The following is a 16,426-nucleotide window of genomic DNA, read 5'->3' as shown; positions in this document are numbered from 1 at the left end:
GTGCTGGCCGACGCACGCTCCCGTAGAGCGGAGCTTGCTCCGCTCGCCTGACCGTTGGGCGTTTCAAGCCGAGCAAGCTCGGCTCTACAGAACAAGCGCTCGGCTCTACAGGACATACGCCCCCAACCACGACACACGGGACGCCTGCGCGCGGGTGATTCGAACGTGAACATCTCCGGTCCCTTCATCCGTCGCCCGATCGCCACTTCGTTGCTGGCAATCGGCCTGTTCGTCAGCGGGATGCTCTGCTATTTCCTGCTCGGCATCAGCGCCTTGCCGAACATGGAGTTCCCGGCCATCTTCGTCACCGCCAACCAACCCGGTGGCAGCGCCGACGTGATGGCATCGACCGTTGCTGCGCCGCTCGAGCGACACCTCGGGCAGATTCCGGGCATCGACTCGATGAACTCGAACAGCAGCGAAGGCAGCGCCTTCATCTTTCTCAGCTTCGATGACAAGCGCAACGTCGATGATGCCGCGCGTGACGTGCAGGCGGCGATCAATGCCGCAGCGCCCGACTTGCCATCGGGCCTGACCAATGCGCCGACCTATCGCAAGATGAATCCGAACAACCAGCCGGTGCTTGCGCTCGCGCTGACTTCCGATTCGGTGCCTTTGTCCAAACTCTACGACTATGCCGATTCGCTGCTCGCCCAGCGCATTCGCCAGATTTCGGGGGTAAGCGACGTCAATGTCGCCGGCGGAGCGACGCCCGCCGTCCGCGTGGATCTCAACCTGCGCGCGCTCAGTGCGATGGGACTGTCGCCCGATCAGCTGCGGAACGCCATCGTCGCGGCCAATGTGGTTGCACCGCTGGGCTTTCTTTCGGACGGCCAGACCACGATGGCAATCACCGCCAACGATGCGCTGCGCACCGCGGCCGACTTCGCCAACCTCGTGATTGCCACCCGCAACGGCACACCGGTACGCCTGAGTGACGTCGCCACCGTGCGCGATGGCCAGCAGGACCAGTATCAGGCCGCGTGGTTCGGTACCCGTCGCGCGATCCTCATGTTCGTGCGCAAGCAAGCCGATTCGAACGTGATCGCGACCGTCGATGCGGTCAAGAACGACATTCCGCTGATGCGCAGCTGGCTGCCCGACGACGTCGAGCTCACGCCGTTCTTCGACCGCACTCCGATCATCCGCGCATCGGTCGACGAGGTGCAGATCAGCCTGCTGATCAGCCTGGGCATGGTGGTCCTCACGATGGCGCTGTTCCTGCGCCGGCTTGCGCCGACGCTGATCGCCGCCACCGCGGTACCGCTGTCGATCTGTGGTGCCTTCATCGTCATGTACGTGCTCGGCTTCACGCTCGACAACATGTCGCTGATGGCCCTGGTGATAGCGATCGGTTTCGTCGTCGACGATGCGATCGTGGTGATCGAGAACGTGATTCGGCACATCGATGCCGGGATGCCGCGCATGCAGGCAACTCTGCAGGGCGCGAAGGAAATCGGTTTCACCATAGTCTCGATTACCGCTTCATTGATCGCGGTGTTCGCGCCGGTGATGTTCGCCGGTGGCATCACCGGCATCTTCTTCCGCGAATTCTCCATCACCCTGATATCGGCAATCATCTTTTCGGCGATCGTCTCGCTGACGCTGACACCCGCGCTGTGCGGACGCTTCCTCACGCCACATGCGCAAGGCAAGCCGTCACGGCTGGGCGCGTGGCTCGATCGCTTCCACGCCGGCATGCTCGATACCTACCGTGGCCTGCTCGACCACGCACTGCGCTGGCCGCGTTTGACCGCCTTGCAGCCGGTGCTGCTGATCGTGGTCACGGTGTTCCTGATGCGTTTCGTGCAAAGCGGCATGTTCCCGCAGCAGGACACCGGGATGTTGTTCGGCCACATCAGTGCAGGCACCGACATCGCCCCGGCGCGCATGACCGAGCAGACGCAGAAGATCGCCGACTTCGTGCTCAATGATCCGGCCGTGGCCAGTGTCGGCTCACGCCTGGGTGGCGGTTGGGGTGGTGGCAGTGCCAGCGGCAGTCTCTACATCACGCTCAAACCGCTGGCGCAGCGCAAGGGGGAGTCGACCTTCGACGTGATGACGCGCCTCAACGCCAACGCTGCGAAGATGCCCGGCCTGCGCCTGCGCCTGCGTCCGGTGCAGGACCTGCCCAGTGGCGGTGGCGGCGGCAGCGGCAGCGGCGGCCAGTACCAGGTGCAACTCAAGGGCAATGACATTGCCGCGCTGCAGGTGTGGTTGCCGCGGCTCGTCACCGAACTGAGAAAGGCGCCGCAGCTGCGCGATGTCGACAGCGACATCGGCGATGCCGGCCCGCGCCAGACCCTGATCATCGACCGGCCGACTGCGGCGCGGCTGGGTGTGACCGTGGGTGCAATCGACAGCGCACTCAACGACGCCTTCGGCCAGCGTCAGGTATCGACGATCTATTCGGACATCAACCAGTTCAAGGTGGTGGTGAGCGCGTTGACCAACCAGGCGAGCGATCCGACGTCGCTGGAAAAGCTCTACGTGCGCGCAAGTTCCGGCGCGATGATTCCGATCACCGCGGTCACCAAGATGCAAAGTGGTGTCGCGCCGACCGAAATCCGGCATGACAGCCAGTTCTCGGTCGCCAGCCTGAGTTTCAACCTCGCGCCCGACGTGAGCATGGGCCAGGCCCAGGCCATCATCGAAAAGACCATAGTCGGCATGCGCCTGCCCGGTGACATCCGCCTCGATTTCACCGGCGACTTCCGCAATTTCCAGCGACAACAAGGCGACAATTCCCTGCTGATATTCGGCGCGATCATCGCCGTCTACATCGTACTCGGCATGCTCTACGAGAGCCTGATCCACCCGGTGACGATCCTCTCCACGCTGCCGTCGGCAGGCGTCGGCGCGCTGCTGGCAATGGTGGCGACCGGCACCGAACTGTCGGTGGTATCGATGATCGCGATCGTGCTGTTGATAGGCATCGTCAAGAAAAACGCGATCATGATGATCGACTTCGCGCTGGTTGCCGAACGCGAACATGGCCTGCCACCGCTGGAGGCGATCCGCGAAGCCTGCATCGTGCGCTTCCGACCGATCATGATGACCTCGATGGTGGCCATCTGCGCTGCGTTGCCGCTGGCGATCGGCTTTGGCGTCGGCTCGGAGCTGCGTCGGCCGCTGGGCATCGCCATGATTGGCGGCCTGCTCGTTTCGCAGAGCCTGACGCTGCTGTCGACGCCGGCGATCTACCTGATCTTCGCGCGCATCAGCGCGCGCCGACGCCAGCGTCGCGCCGAGCGCCAGGCGCGACGGCTCGCCACGACCTGAGTCGTGGCGCCCGCGCACCGCCCGTCACCAGCCGAGCATGCCGCGCTCGAGTGGCGCCGCACCGCGCTCGCGCGTGACCCAGCGTCGCGAAGACGGCAGCACGGCGCGCTCTTGCAGATGCGCCCACAGGGCGTCGAGCGCGGCGTAACCAAACGGCAGCAACGGCACGTGACGATCGCCGAAATCGGGCAGTGACAGAAACGCATCGAAGTGCTGGGCATGCGGCACACGCCAGTAGACCGGGTCGAGTCCGGCCGCACGCAAGGCCTCCACATAGGGCGCACTGCTGAACTCGATCGGCAGCAGGCCGTCCTGTTCGCCCTGGGCAATGAAGATTGGCAGCTGCGCACGCGGCAAGCGCGCCGCCGTCGCGGCCACCGCGGCGCGCAAGGTTTGCGCATCGGCTGTGTCGCCGGTCCACAGTGCCCGCAGGCATTGGCTGCCGCTCGCACTCGCATCGACACCAGTGCCAAGTCCGCCCAGCAGGAACACGCCCGCGCCCGGAGGAATGCCGCTCGCATCGGACCACCACGCGGTTCGCGTGGCGATGTCGGCAGGTGCGGGTACGCCGCTGGGCGACAGCGCAGCAAAGCCAAAGCCGCAGGGCATCGCACCGGCGGGCGCGCGCAGATACGCCGAGGCGTAGGTTGCAGCGACCGCGCGCCACAGATCGAAGGCGGTGGTGGTGGCCGCAGTGGCGATGGTTTCATCGCGCCAGCCATGGGCATGCAACAGCTCGAGCGTGGCCTGCGCCTGTGCGACTGGCGTCGCGCCACCGATCACGCCACTCGCGTGCAGATGTGCGCAACGCGCGAGCGCCGCGGGCAACGGCTTGCCTTCGATGCGCGCAAACGGCACGGCGTCGAACCGCGCTGCCAACAGGGCGCAGGGCAGCAGCAGTGCGGCCTCGCTCACGTAGTCGTAGAGCGCGCGACCGTGGCCGGCGACATGCACGTTGGGCTCGAGCGCAACCACGCCATCGAGCAGATGCGTCTCATCCACGCCCGCGGCCTGCAGCACCGCGCCGCCGCCATTGGACAGGCCGGTGGCGATGATGCGCGTGTTGTCCGCCGTGAACGGCGCCGCCTGCGGAAATGCGCGATCGAGCATCGCCAGCCCAAAGCGCGCTGCCTGCAACACTTGCTCACCCCAATGTGCTTCGGGGTTGTCGCCCGAGTGGGCGTGCTTGACCGCGACGCCGTGCGTGGCCTGCGCGTTTGCGGGTTCAAACTCGAGCTCGGTGCTGCCGCGCGTAGCGCGCGTGCCATCGAGCGCAACACCGGTATCCGAATCCAGATCGAAATAGCCCGAACCGGCGCCCTTGTCGGTGTAGACGACTGCGCAGCCACGCGGCAGGCCCCAGGCACCGGCCAGCGCGATCGCGCCATACACGCCGCGCGAACCCGAGGCCGGCGCGACCACGAGGCAGCGCGCCTTGGGGTCGAAATGATCGGGCACCTGCACCAGCACGCGATGCGGCGAATGCGCACCCGGCAGCCAGGCGAACATCGAGAATTCGCGGCCCGGTACGGTGGGCACTGCGCCATAGAGCGAACCGTAGCCGCCGAGCGGGCCGAGGTCGGCGATTCCGGCCCAACTCGTGTGGATCACGCGCCGACGCAGCTCCTCCGGCGTGGGCGCCACAGGGTCGGCGAATGCAGCAGGTTTGCCACGCAATCCGGCCAGGCCCAGTCCTGCACTGAGCAGGTCATCCTCACCGCGATGCACGGTTTCGCGCACCGCGCCGTAGCGATCATTCACGGACATGGCGTTCTCCGTTACCAGCGCATGGCGCGTGCAGGCGGCCAGCGTGAGGACCATCAAGACAAGCAAGGTTCGACTCATGCGCGCACGTTAGCAGGACGGCACGCAAATGCAGTTGGACCAAAGGACGAGGCTCGCGGTACCGACGCCCGATGACGCGGATCACGCAGCGATCTGCCTGCTACAGTGGCGAGGTGCGCATCCTGCTTGCCGACGACCATCCCCTGTTTCGCCTCGCGCTCGCGCAGTCCGTGCAGAGAATCGCGCCCGAGGCGGAAATCGCCGAGGTGGGCAGTTTCGACGACGCCCTGACCGACCTTGCCGCACACGCAGACACGGATCTGGTCTTGCTCGACCTGCACATGCCCGGCAGCCATGGCCTGATGGCGCTGGCGCAATTGCGCGGCGAGCACCCGGCGATCGCGGTGGTGATGATCTCGGCGCACGACGATGCGGCAACGGTGCAACGCGCGCTGGTGCACGGGGCCGCCGGCTTCATCTCCAAGCGCAGCCCGCTCGATGAACTCGAAGCTGCGTTGGCCGCCGTCCTCAATGCCCGGACCTGGCTGCCGCCATCACTGCGTGGTGTGGTTGGCGGCGCCGCGGGCAGCAGCACCGATCGCCAGCTCGCCGCGCGGCTGGCCACCCTCAGCCCGCAGCAGATGCGCGTGCTCGCATTGGTTGCCGATGGCCTGCTCAACAAGCAGATCGCCGACCGGCTCGGCGTACAGGAGCGCACGGTCAAGGCGCACCTGACGACGATCTTCGAACGCCTGGACGTGCGCAATCGCACCCAGGCCGGCGTGTTGCTGCGCTCGCTGGAGCTGGCCGATCCGGCGCGGTTGCTGGAAATCTGAGTTCTGGCCCACGCGATCGTGGCGTGGCGGCGCTGGTCAAGGCGAGCGTGTGGCGACCAGTTCCCGGATCTGATCGAGTGATCGCGCCTGACTGGCCTGGGGCGCGGGCAAGCCGTTGCGCGCGCAGTACGCAGCCATGCGTGGATCATCGCGAAAGCGCAGCAACAAGGGTTCGGACAGCACGTAGAGGATGCCGTCGTCACCGCGATCCAGGTCCTTCTGCAGCCACGCGAAGGTTTCATCGGCCTCGCCACGCAGCGCATGCAGCAGGGCCATGAAATAGGCACCCTTCTTGCGCGGGCCCACCGCTTCGGTTGCATGCCGCAGCGCCGTATCCGCGATCGCGCCATCGCTGCCGATCTGCAAGGCCAGGGCCACCGCGCGATCGCGATCGTCGCCCGCGGACATCGATTCGGCTTGCGCAAGCGCCGTAACGGCGTCTCCGCGCAGGATTGCCAGACGCGAACGTTCGCTGGCCACGAAGTCGTGCTGGTCGGCCTCCAGTTCGGCGGCCACTTGCAGGCTCTTCTGCGCCTCGTCAAGACGGCCGAGACTGGCTTGCAGGCGCGCAAGATAAACCCGCGCAAGGACCATCAGCGGGTCACCCGCGATGTACCTGCGTCGTTCCTCGATGGCTTCGTGGGTACGTCCCAGCGTGGTCAACAATCGGCTATAGGCGCCGTGCGTCGGGTCGGTATCCGGGACCAGCGCCAAGGCCAGCTTGAACTCGGCGAGCGCGCCGTTCCAGTCGTGATTGGCGGTGCTGAGCAGGTCTGCGCGGATCGCATGCGCCTGGCCGAAGTCGGGCTGCAGGCGCAAGGCCGTGTCGATCTCTTCGCGTGCCTTCGCATAGGTCGCGCGAGCATCCGCACCATTGAGCCAACTGCGCGCATACAAGGTGTGCTGGAAACCCAGCCACGACCAGGCCTGCGCATAGTCCGGATCGAGCTCGGTGGCGCGGGTGAACTGCTCGATCGCCTTGCGGATATCGCCGTCCGAGCGCATGTGGTAGACGCCATGCAGGTAGGCGTCGTAGGCCTCCAGGTTGCCGCTGGCGGGGCGACCGGTCTCGACCGCGCTGGGCATCGTGTGCAACAGCTGGATCTGCAACGCGCCCGCGACCGCGAGCGCCACTTCATCCTGCAGCGCGAACAGGTCTCGGTAAGCTCGATCGAAATGGCGGGTCCAGATCGTGCCGCCATCGGCGCCGCGCACCAGTTCGAGGCTGATGCGCACGTGATCGCCATCGTGGCGCACACTGCCCCCGAGCAGGAAGTCGACACCCAGCTTCTGACTCACGGTGCGCGCATCATCCTTGCCGCTGCGAAGCTGGAACGATGCCCCGCGACCCACGATCCGCATGCCGTCGAAATGGGACAAGGTGCTGATGAGGCTTTCCGTCAGGCCATCGGAGAAGAATTCCTGTCCCCGTTCGCCGCTGGAGCTGACCAGAGGCAATACGGCCAGGCTGACCGGGACGGACCCTTGATCCGACTTGCTCGTCTCGGGCGTGGATGGGCTGATCGTGGTGGTCCAAAGTCGCCAGCCGGCGAGCAGGATGGCAAGCAGCGCCAGCAATGCCACGGCGTAGCGCACGCTGCGCTTGCCGGCGGTGGCGACCGGCGGATGGGTCGATTCATCCTCGACGGTCGGCGCCACGGTCGCCACCCGATTCGCCCCATTCGCCGCATGCGAATCGCCTGATTCCGCGTCGGCCGGCAGGTCGAACCGGTAGCCGTGTCCGTGCACGGTATGCAGCCAGCGCGGATGCTGGGCGTCATCCCCCAGCGCCTGCCGCAACAGATTGATGATGCGGCTGAGTACGCTCGGGGTGACGTGCGCATGTCCCCACACCGCATCGAGGATGTCCTCGCGCCGGAGCGCACGCCCGGGGTGGCGCAACAGCAGAGCGAGCACCGCAAAGGCCTTGGGTTCGAGCGCTGCCTCGACGCCATTCACGCGCAGCCGGTGGCCGTCGAGGTCGATTTCGATCCCATCGAAGCGAATCAAGGTCGGTGTCCGGGCCCTGTTTTCTCCCGATTCGGGTGAGTCGAGCGCTTCTTCCATTAGATCAATAGCTTGCACGATCAGCGGACGGGGACACAAGCATTTCCGAACGATAGCCACACGCATTCCCAACGGCAGCCAAAAGATTTCGGCGCAGCTCACTGCAAACACTGCGGCGCACCGCTGCGGAGCAACGGCTCGACACCGTTATCCACGAGAGCACGCCATGTCCGACTCGTCACCGATCGCCACCGTCGCATCGGCCTTCGATCGACAAGCTGTCAGCGTTCACCCCGCAACTCGGAGCCGGTCCGGCTACGCCGTGTTCGCCGTCGAGCCGCGCGCGAGCAAACCCTTCGAGCTCTCGACGCGCAAGGCGCACCTGGCAGCCCCGCAGCGACAGCCGGCACGGCAATGGCAAGCCAGTTCGCTTTTGGGCGTTACCCGGCTTGTGCAAGTCATCGCTGCTGCGGCAATCGCGCTGCGGCCATGCGCAATGACGAGGCGCGGGAGGGATTGATCGTGTCCAGTACGCACAAGAACACGTTGGTGAGGATGACGGGCTTGCGGCCGCTTGCTGCGGCCCGTGCACGCGCCACCACGCCCTATGACTTCGGCGCCCTCGATTACGGCGCCGTCCGCGACAGGATCTTCGCCGACCCCTTCGACGTGGGCGGTTATCCCGCCCACAGCCCGCAAGACTGAAGGCGCCCCGCCTGCAGTGTTTCCCCCGTGACATTCCCTGAAACGACAAGGACCCGACCATGCGCCACGCAACCTGCACTCGTACCCTCCTCGCCACCCTCTTGCTGGCTGGTATTGCCGGCCCGGCCAATGCGCAAGGCTTCGGCCCCTGGGGTGATCCACAAGCAGTCGCCGAAATCGCCACCGCCTCGGCCGAGGGCTGTCCGATCGAAGCGCCCGATGGCCTGGCCTTGTATTTCGCCTCCAATCGCGCCGGCGGGCAGGGCAAGCTCGACAACTGGCGCGCCAAGCGCGCGTCGGTGTCTTCGCCGTGGGGTGTGATCGAGAACCTGGGCGCGGTCGCCAATTCACCCGAGTTCGACTATTGCCCGACGCCACTGGGGGGCAACAGTCTCATGTTCGTGAGCTCGCGGCAGACAGCCGACGATTGCTATCCCGGCGACACGCCACCACCACCGCCGACCGGCGGCCCCTCGGCCGGCGATATCTTCCTCAGCCAGGAGTCCGGTGCCCTCAACTGGTCCACGCCGGTGAATCTGGGCTGCTATCCCAGCGGCCCGAACACGCCGGGCGCGGAGTTCAGTCCGTCGATGCTGACCACGGCGGCCGGTTCGTTCCTGTTCTTCTCCAGCAATGGCTATCCCGACAGCCAGGGCCAGGACATCTACATGAGTCAGGTGCTGTCCGATGGCACGGTGCTGGCGGGAACGCGCGTTGCCGAATTGAGCACCGCATCCGATGACCGCATGCCCAACGTGCGCCGCGATGGGCTGGAAATCGTCTTCAGTTCGAACCGCGATGGCAACATGGACATCTATACCGCCACGCGCACCAGTGTGGGCGCGCCATGGTCGGCGCCGCAGCGCATCGACAATCCCGCGATCAACACCGGTGGATCGGAAACCCGATCCTCGCTTTCGGCCGATGGCACCCGGCTCTATTTCGGCCGCAAGGTCGACGGCAGCGACCCGGGTGATGTCTTCGTTGCCACGCGTGCGCGCATCGCGGCGCCGGGCGGCGTCTATCCCACGCCGACCTTGAGTGCGCCGATGCTGGCCTTGCTCGCCGGGTTGCTCGCCGGCATCGCATGGCTCGCGCACGCTTCCGGCCTCTTGCGCAGCGCACGGCGGTGAAGCATGGCAACGGTGCTGGCCGCGGCCTCGTCGCGGCGCGGACCAGCGCCGTCCATGCAGTTGCGCCCCGCTTGGGTTCCTGTCCGACCGATCGCCGCGAGGTCCAGATGACGCTGGAGACCGCCACATCGCCGCCTCTGACTGCCGATGCCCTGTTCGGGCAGGTCTACGAGCGCCTCAAGGCGATCGCCGGGCGGCAGCTTGCATCGACACCGCAAACGCTCGATGCAACCACGCTCGTGCATGAGCTGTATCTGCGCATCAGCGGCAAGGGCGATCTGGTGTTTGCCCACCCGAACCAGTTCTTCACCTATGCGGCGCAGGCCATGCGCCACCTGCTTGCCGATCGCGCGCGCGATCGCATGCGCCAGCGCGCCGGCGGCGCGTGGGTGCGCACGACGCTGACCGGCAGCGATTGGCGGCTCGCGCTCGACAGTGCCGAACAGACGCTCGAACTGGATGAGGCGATCGGCAAGCTCGAGCAGCTCGATGCGCGCGCGGCGCGCACGGTCGAGCTGCTGTGTTTCGCCGGGTTGGACCAGGGGCTTGCGGCCGAAGCGCTCGGCATCGCACCGCGGACGCTTGCGCGGGACTGGCGCTTCGCGCGCGCCTTCCTCAAGAGCGAGCTCGGTGGCGGCGATGACTGAGTTGCGCGCCGGCGAGACTTGCCTGCGCCGGGCAGGGGCTGCCCATCGATGACCCTGCGCGAACTCTTCGAGGCCGCGCTGGCGCTTGCGCCAGCCGAACGTGAGGCATTTCTCGCCACGCAGTGCCCGGATGCGGCAATGCGCGCGCAGCTGGATGCGATGCTGCGCGCGGATGCCACAGCGGGCGAACCGGTGTCCCATCGAAAGCTCGCGGAGCTTGCAGACGCGCTCGGTGACGAGCCGGTACCGCCGCCAACGAGCGGCCAGATCGGCCCATTCGAGATCGTGCGCGTCATCGGCGAAGGTGGAGCCTCGACCGTGTTCGAGGCACGGCGCACGCTCGAAGGTGCCGTGCAGCCGGTCGCGCTGAAACTGCTGCGCCACAGCCTGCTCAGCCCTGACGCGCGGCGCCGCTTCGGACGCGAGCAACGCGCGCTGATCCGCCTGCAGCACCCCAACATCGCGCGCATGATCGACGCTGGCGTCAGCGAAAGCGGCCAGGCTTACATCGCGCTCGAACTGATCGATGGCATGCCGGTCACGGACCATGCACATGCCCACGCGCTGGGCATGCGCGAACGGCTGCTTCTCGCGCTGACGATCTGCAGGGCGGTGCAGGCCGCGCACCAGGCCCTGATCGTGCATCGCGATCTCAAACCCTCGAACGTGCTGGTGACGGCCGCTGGCGAGGTCAAGCTGCTCGATTTCGGCATCGCCAAGTTGCTGCTCGACGAGATGGATGCGGACACGACCATGCTACCGGCCTTCACGCCGGCCTATGCCGCGCCCGAGCAGATCAGCGGTGGCGCGACCACCACCGCGACGGACGTGTATGCGCTGGGCATCGTCTTGCGCGAGTTGTTCGCGGGTGCGCGCGATGCGGGCAAGGCAACGCCGCAGGAGCTCGTGGCAGGAAAACTGTACGAGCCGGGCAACCTCACGACGCGGCGCCGGCTGCGCGGCGACCTCGAGGCGGTCGTGGGCAAGGCCACCGAGGCCGATCCGGAAAAGCGCTACGGCTCGGCCGGTGCGCTTGCCGACGAGATCGAGCGCCTGCTCGATGGCCGCCCGGTCAAGGCGCAGCCGCCCACGCGCTGGTACCGCATGCGCAAGTTCATCACTCGCCACAAGGGCGGCGTGGCCACCACCTGCGCGTTCCTGCTCGCGGTCCTGGCCGCACTCGGGGTCGCATTGTGGCAGGCGCAAGTCGCCCGCGAACAAACGCGCATCGCACAGGAGCACGCGACCCGTGCCGAAGCCGTGCGCCAATTCATGGTCGGCGTATTCGAGAACGCCAATCCGGACATCTCGAGTGGCAAACCGATCAGCGCGCAGGATTTGCTCGCCCAAGGCAGCCAGCAGGTCGAGATCGGGCTACGCGGCGAACCCGCGCTCGAAGCCGAGGTTCTGATCCTGCTCGGCCAGCTCAATATCGAAATCAGCGATTTCAGCGCGGCGCGCAACCTTTTCGAGCGCGCACTCAAGGCAAGCGAGCGCAGCGGCGTGCCCATAGACGTGCGCGCGCGCGCGTTGACCGGCATGGCCGCAATCGAAATGGAGACGGGCGCCTACGACGCAGCGCTCGATGCTGCGCGGCAGGCACTGGCGCTGCTCGAGCGCGAAGAACTGCCGAATGTGGTCGACGTCGCCAACGCCCATCGGATCATCGCGCAGGCGCTCATTGGCAAGGGTGATCGCAGGGGCATTGAGGAGATGCTGCGCGCAAACCTCGCACGCGACGAAGCCGCACTCGACCGCAGCAACGAATACGTGGCCGACCAATGGCTGGCACTGGGTGTGCTGTCCGGCGAAGCCGGGCGCTTCACTGAGTCCGAACGCGCATTCCGCATCGCGATCGACGGCTATCGCGATGGCTTTGGCGAGAACAGCTACCGTGTGGCCCATGCGCTCAATGAATACAGCAACATGCTCGACGACAAGGGCGATCTTGCCCAGTCGGAGACCGCGCTGCGACGGGCGCTGGCAATCCGCGAAGCGAGAGCAGGCCCCGATCACCACGACACGATCACGGTCGCCAACAACCTGGCCTACGTGCTCGAAGCACAGGGGTACTATGCCAAGGCCCTGCCGCAACGACTGGCGATCCTCGAGCGCGCGGCGCGCACCGGCACGCTGCACGAGCGCGACATCAGCGCCACCTTGAATGGGATCGGCCGTGACTATCGGGCACTTGGCCGTCTTGACGAATCGCTCGCCGCGCTACGCCGCTCACTCGACATCGCAACGCAGTCGCAAGGCCCGCGCAGCAGCTGGCGCGCAACGGCGCTCAGCCACCTCTCGGAGACGCAACTTCTCGCTGGACGTTTTGACGAAGCCGAAACATCTCGGCGCGAAGCCCTGTCGATCGTCGAAAGCCTGGAGCCGCCCGGCTCGCCGTGGCTGGCTTCCCAACACGCTGAACTGGGCACGATCCTGCTGCGACAGCGACGCGACGCCGAAGCCTTGTCCGAACTCAGCCACGCCGCCGCCGCATTCGGACCGACCACCGCGATCAAGAATGCGAGGCGGCCGGGTGTGCTGGCCGCACTCAGCGAAGCCCAGATCGCAACGGGAGCGCTTGCCGACGCACAGGCCACCGCGCGCAGCGCCGTCGAGCACGCGCGACGCGCCTTCAGGCCAGGTCATCCACAACTCGGCGCGCCGCTGTACGCACTCGGTCGGGTGCTCCTTTTCCAAGGCGACGCGGCCGCAGCCGAGCCGATCCTCAGGGAGGCATTGGCGGTGCGCAGCCCGCCCTGTCCAGCGACCGATCCACGCGTACTGGAGGTGAAGGTCGCGCTGGCCGCCGCGCTGCGTGCGCAGGGGCGCTTGGAGGAAGCGCGCGCAATCGGCGACGAGGTACGGCCGCTACTGCTCGCTTCCGCATCCCCCTACGCACGTGAACTCGAAGCACGGCTGAAGGCGGAGTGAGTGGTCATCAGCGCCACGCGCACGAGCGGCGAGGTAATCCGCTGCATGCGCCCGCGATCGTTGCCGCACGCAATGCCGGCGCCTGTGGCGACCTGTATGCAAACCGCACGAGTCCGACGTAGGCGGCCGCAACGAATACGGCGTGCGCTGCGTACATGTGCGGTCAAGGCCAGTGCACGCGCACATCCTGCGCACGGACGATCAGGCATGTGCCCGGGCCTCTCCGGCGCGACAGAACCTTCATGCCGATGGCGAGTTCCCGCACAAAACGGCGTTACCCGATAGCGACTTCCACTCGAATCGGGGACTCGCGCCATGCGCATCCATCGAAAGACTCGGCAATTGACCGACGGGCGGCTGCCAGGCCACGCCATCGAGTAACGCTGCGCCCGCTTCCGTTGCGACTGCGTGTGTTCTGGCGCAGTCGCAGCGGAGGTTTTCCACTCCTTGTCAGCCACGAGGTGCACCATGATCGCCGGCCAATCCTCTCTTGCTTTCGTCGCCATCCGCGCTTGTGCGTTGGCATGCCTGTTCGTGCTGATGCAAGCTGCGCAAGCGCAGCTCGCCACGGACGGCTATGAGCCGGCCATTGCCGGTTACATCGGTCTGATTGTGGTGCAGCCGGACGGCAAGGCCCTGATCGCCGGAGAGATGAATCAGCCCGGTTGCGTCAAGCTGTGTCGCCTGCTGGTCGATGGTCGGGTGGATCCGAGCTTCAATGCGGGGCTGGTTGATCAGGCCGTCAATGCCGTCGCCGTGCAAACCGATGGTCGCATCCTGATCGGCGGCAAGTTCAGCGCGATTCAGGGTCAGCCGCGCAGCGGCATTGCGCGCCTCAATTCCGGCGGCGGTCTCGATGCTTCGTTCGTCGGACCGCCTTTGACGATCTCCAACAACAGCCAAGTCAACGCCGTGGCGATCCGCTCCGACGGCAAGATCATGTTCGGCGGGACTTTCGACACGGTGGCGGGTCAAGCGCGCAAGGGCTTGATGCGCCTGCAGCCCGACGGCAGCCTCGACAACAGCTTCGTCGATCTCGGGCTCAATGGCTATGTCGCCGAAATGGTCTGGCAGGCCGATGGCAAGCTGGTGGTCGGCGGCAGCTTCACCACCGTGGGCGGCGTGTCCCGCCAAGGGGTTGCACGCCTGAGTTTCGACGGAAAACTTGATGCGCGGTTCGGCGACCCCGGCATCGATGGCAGCATTGGCGCTCTTGCGCTCCAGGTCGACGGCCGCATCATCGTCGGCGGGTACTTCAGCCATGCGGGCGGACAGGAGCATTCCCGACTGACGCGACTGAATGCCGACGGCAGCGTCGATCACGCGTTCGCGCCGGCCGGTGCCGAAAGTTTCGTCACCTCGCTGCTGGTGCAGCCGGACGGTCGGGTCTTGGTCGGCGGCAGCTTCACCACGATCGCCGGGCACACGCGCCGCAACTTCGCGCGCCTGATGCGTGACGGCCAGTTCGACAACAGCTTCGCCGATGCGCAGGTCAACTACTGGGTCAGCGCTCTGGCACTGCAGCCGGACGGAAAAATCCTGATCACCGGCGACATCGACCACATCGGCGGCTACGCGCATGGACGACTTGCGCGGCTGTACGCCAACGGGCGGCTCGATCAGGATCTCGGCGACGTCGGAGCCAATGACTATGTCTTTGCGCTCGCGCAACAAGCCGACGGCAAGCTGCTGGTCGGCGGCAGCTTCAGCAACATCGGCGGCTACAACCGCGGGCGAGTCGCTCGGCTGACTCACTATGGCGCGGTCGATACGAATTTCTACGACGCCAGCGCGAATGGTGAAGTGTTGTCGCTGACGCTCCAATTCAACGAAAGTCTGCTGGTCGGCGGCAGCTTCACGTCCATGGCGGGTGCCGCTCGCACGGGGTTGGCGCGGCTCAGGACGAGCGATGGCACACTCGACACGAGCTTCGTCGACCCCGGTTTGAACGGTACCGTTTACGGGGTCGGTCTGGATGCGAACTCGAAAATCTACATCGGTGGGGAATTCACTTCAGCCGGTGGCGCCGCACGCGGCCACATGGCACGACTTGAATTCGACGGCAGCCTGGACACGAGTTTCACCAATCCCTTGCTCAATGGTCCCGTCATGTCGCTGGCCGTGCATGAAGACGGCTCGGTACTGGTGGGCGGCCCGTTCACCAAGGCCGGGCCCGGCCTGCGCAACGCCACGCCGCGCCACGGTCTGGCGCGCCTCAACGCGGATGGCAGCGTCGATACCGCGCGGTTTTCCGATCCCCAGATCCTCGGTGGCAGCGGGCTCTACGATTCCGTGATGGCCGTGGCAGAGCGGCCGGACGGCTTGATCGTGGTCGGCGGTGGCTTCGATACCGTGGGCGGACAAGCCCGCAAGGGCCTGGCGATACTCAATCCGAATGGTTCGCTTTCCGACCGCTCGTTGGATCTGCAGCTTGACGGCATGGTCACCTCGCTCGCGGTGCAGGCCGACGGCAAGGTCATTTTCAGCGGCACCTTCACTACAGTTCACGGACAGCCCCGCAAGGGCATCGCTCGCCTCGACGCGACTGGCAGTCTCGACATGAGCTTTGGCGATGTCAACGCGGACGGCCCGGTTTACGCACTGGCGCTGCAGGACGATGGCAAATTGCTCGTCGGCGGCGGCTTTGTCGTGATCGCCGGCCAACCGCGCACCCAGCTTGCGCGACTGGCCCTGCCGGAAGCCGCCCTGCAATCGATCGAGGCGAGCGAAGGCACGCTGACGTGGTGGCGCGACGGCACCGCACCGGATCTGTCGATGCCGCCTTCTGTAGAAATCTCCGGTTATACAAGGGGCTGGATGACCCGCATCCAGGGCGGTTGGCAGCTTGGCAACTTGCCGCTGGTTTACGACCATCGAATCGAGGTGCAATTGACCAGTGGGGTCGCGGGCGGTGCGCACAACGCTTCGGGCAGCTTGGCCGTAGCCAATGCTGAGGTCTGGATTGCCGACCGCATTTTCGACAGCGGCTTCGAGTGACTGACAGCCCCCGCATCGCACGGAGATTTCCATGAAGATTCGACTGACCTGCCACCCTGAGCATCTTGTTGCGTCCACAGCTTCGGCGAACGGGAGCGCACGC

The 16,426-nt window shown here is 66.1% G+C and carries 10 protein-coding genes; 8 read left to right on the top strand and 2 right to left on the bottom strand.

The window, feature by feature from the left end:
• The first annotated feature begins 165 nt into the window (after window positions 1–165).
• A complete protein-coding gene (locus KF759_RS04960) occupies window positions 166–3,282 on the top strand; it encodes an efflux RND transporter permease subunit (RefSeq protein WP_291223303.1) in 3,117 nt (1,038 codons plus the stop codon).
• 24 nt (window positions 3,283–3,306) lie between these two features.
• Here the strand turns inward: KF759_RS04960 and KF759_RS04955 are convergent, their stop codons facing one another.
• Window positions 3,307–5,127 (bottom strand): 3-hydroxybutyrate oligomer hydrolase family protein, encoded by a 1,821-nt coding sequence (locus tag KF759_RS04955; protein ID WP_291223302.1) that lies wholly within the window; start codon window positions 5,125–5,127, stop codon window positions 3,307–3,309.
• A gap of 71 nt (window positions 5,128–5,198) precedes the next feature.
• Here KF759_RS04955 and KF759_RS04950 point away from each other — a divergent pair, with 71 nt between their 5' ends.
• The gene (locus KF759_RS04950) at window positions 5,199–5,903 is read left to right on the top strand and encodes a response regulator transcription factor (protein ID WP_291223301.1); all 705 of its coding nucleotides are present in this window, start codon (window positions 5,199–5,201) and stop codon (window positions 5,901–5,903) included.
• A 36-nt stretch (window positions 5,904–5,939) separates the two neighbouring features.
• Here the strand turns inward: KF759_RS04950 and KF759_RS04945 are convergent, their stop codons facing one another.
• Complete coding sequence (locus tag KF759_RS04945) at window positions 5,940–7,913, bottom strand: winged helix-turn-helix domain-containing protein (protein WP_291223300.1); 1,974 nt, start codon at window positions 7,911–7,913, stop codon at window positions 5,940–5,942.
• Window positions 7,914–8,136: 223 nt separating this feature from the next.
• Between KF759_RS04945 and KF759_RS04940 the strand changes: the two genes are divergently transcribed.
• The 6 genes from KF759_RS04940 (at window position 8,137) to KF759_RS04915 (ending at window position 16,323) form a co-directional block, all read left to right on the top strand.
• The gene (locus KF759_RS04940) at window positions 8,137–8,430 is read left to right on the top strand and encodes a hypothetical protein (RefSeq protein ID WP_291223299.1); all 294 of its coding nucleotides are present in this window, start codon (window positions 8,137–8,139) and stop codon (window positions 8,428–8,430) included.
• Between the two features lie 2 nt (window positions 8,431–8,432).
• Window positions 8,433–8,615 (top strand): hypothetical protein, encoded by a 183-nt coding sequence (locus KF759_RS04935; protein WP_291223298.1) that lies wholly within the window; start codon window positions 8,433–8,435, stop codon window positions 8,613–8,615.
• A gap of 59 nt (window positions 8,616–8,674) precedes the next feature.
• A complete protein-coding gene (locus KF759_RS04930; protein WP_291223297.1) occupies window positions 8,675–9,748 on the top strand; it encodes a hypothetical protein in 1,074 nt (357 codons plus the stop codon).
• 107 nt (window positions 9,749–9,855) lie between these two features.
• Window positions 9,856–10,395 carry an ECF-type sigma factor gene (locus KF759_RS04925; RefSeq protein WP_291223296.1) on the top strand — a complete coding sequence of 180 codons (540 nt, stop codon included), beginning with the start codon at window positions 9,856–9,858 and terminating at the stop codon, window positions 10,393–10,395.
• 48 nt (window positions 10,396–10,443) lie between these two features.
• Entirely contained in the window at window positions 10,444–13,326 is a 2,883-nt protein-coding gene (locus tag KF759_RS04920; RefSeq protein ID WP_291223295.1) for a serine/threonine-protein kinase, read from the top strand.
• A gap of 468 nt (window positions 13,327–13,794) precedes the next feature.
• Complete coding sequence (locus tag KF759_RS04915) at window positions 13,795–16,323, top strand: delta-60 repeat domain-containing protein (protein WP_291223294.1); 2,529 nt, start codon at window positions 13,795–13,797, stop codon at window positions 16,321–16,323.
• Window positions 16,324–16,426: the final 103 nt, after the last annotated feature.

This window comes from Dokdonella sp. (genome assembly GCF_019634815.1).
GTDB lineage: Bacteria > Pseudomonadota > Gammaproteobacteria > Xanthomonadales > Rhodanobacteraceae > Dokdonella_A.
This window is presented reverse-complemented; position numbering and strand designations above follow the sequence as displayed.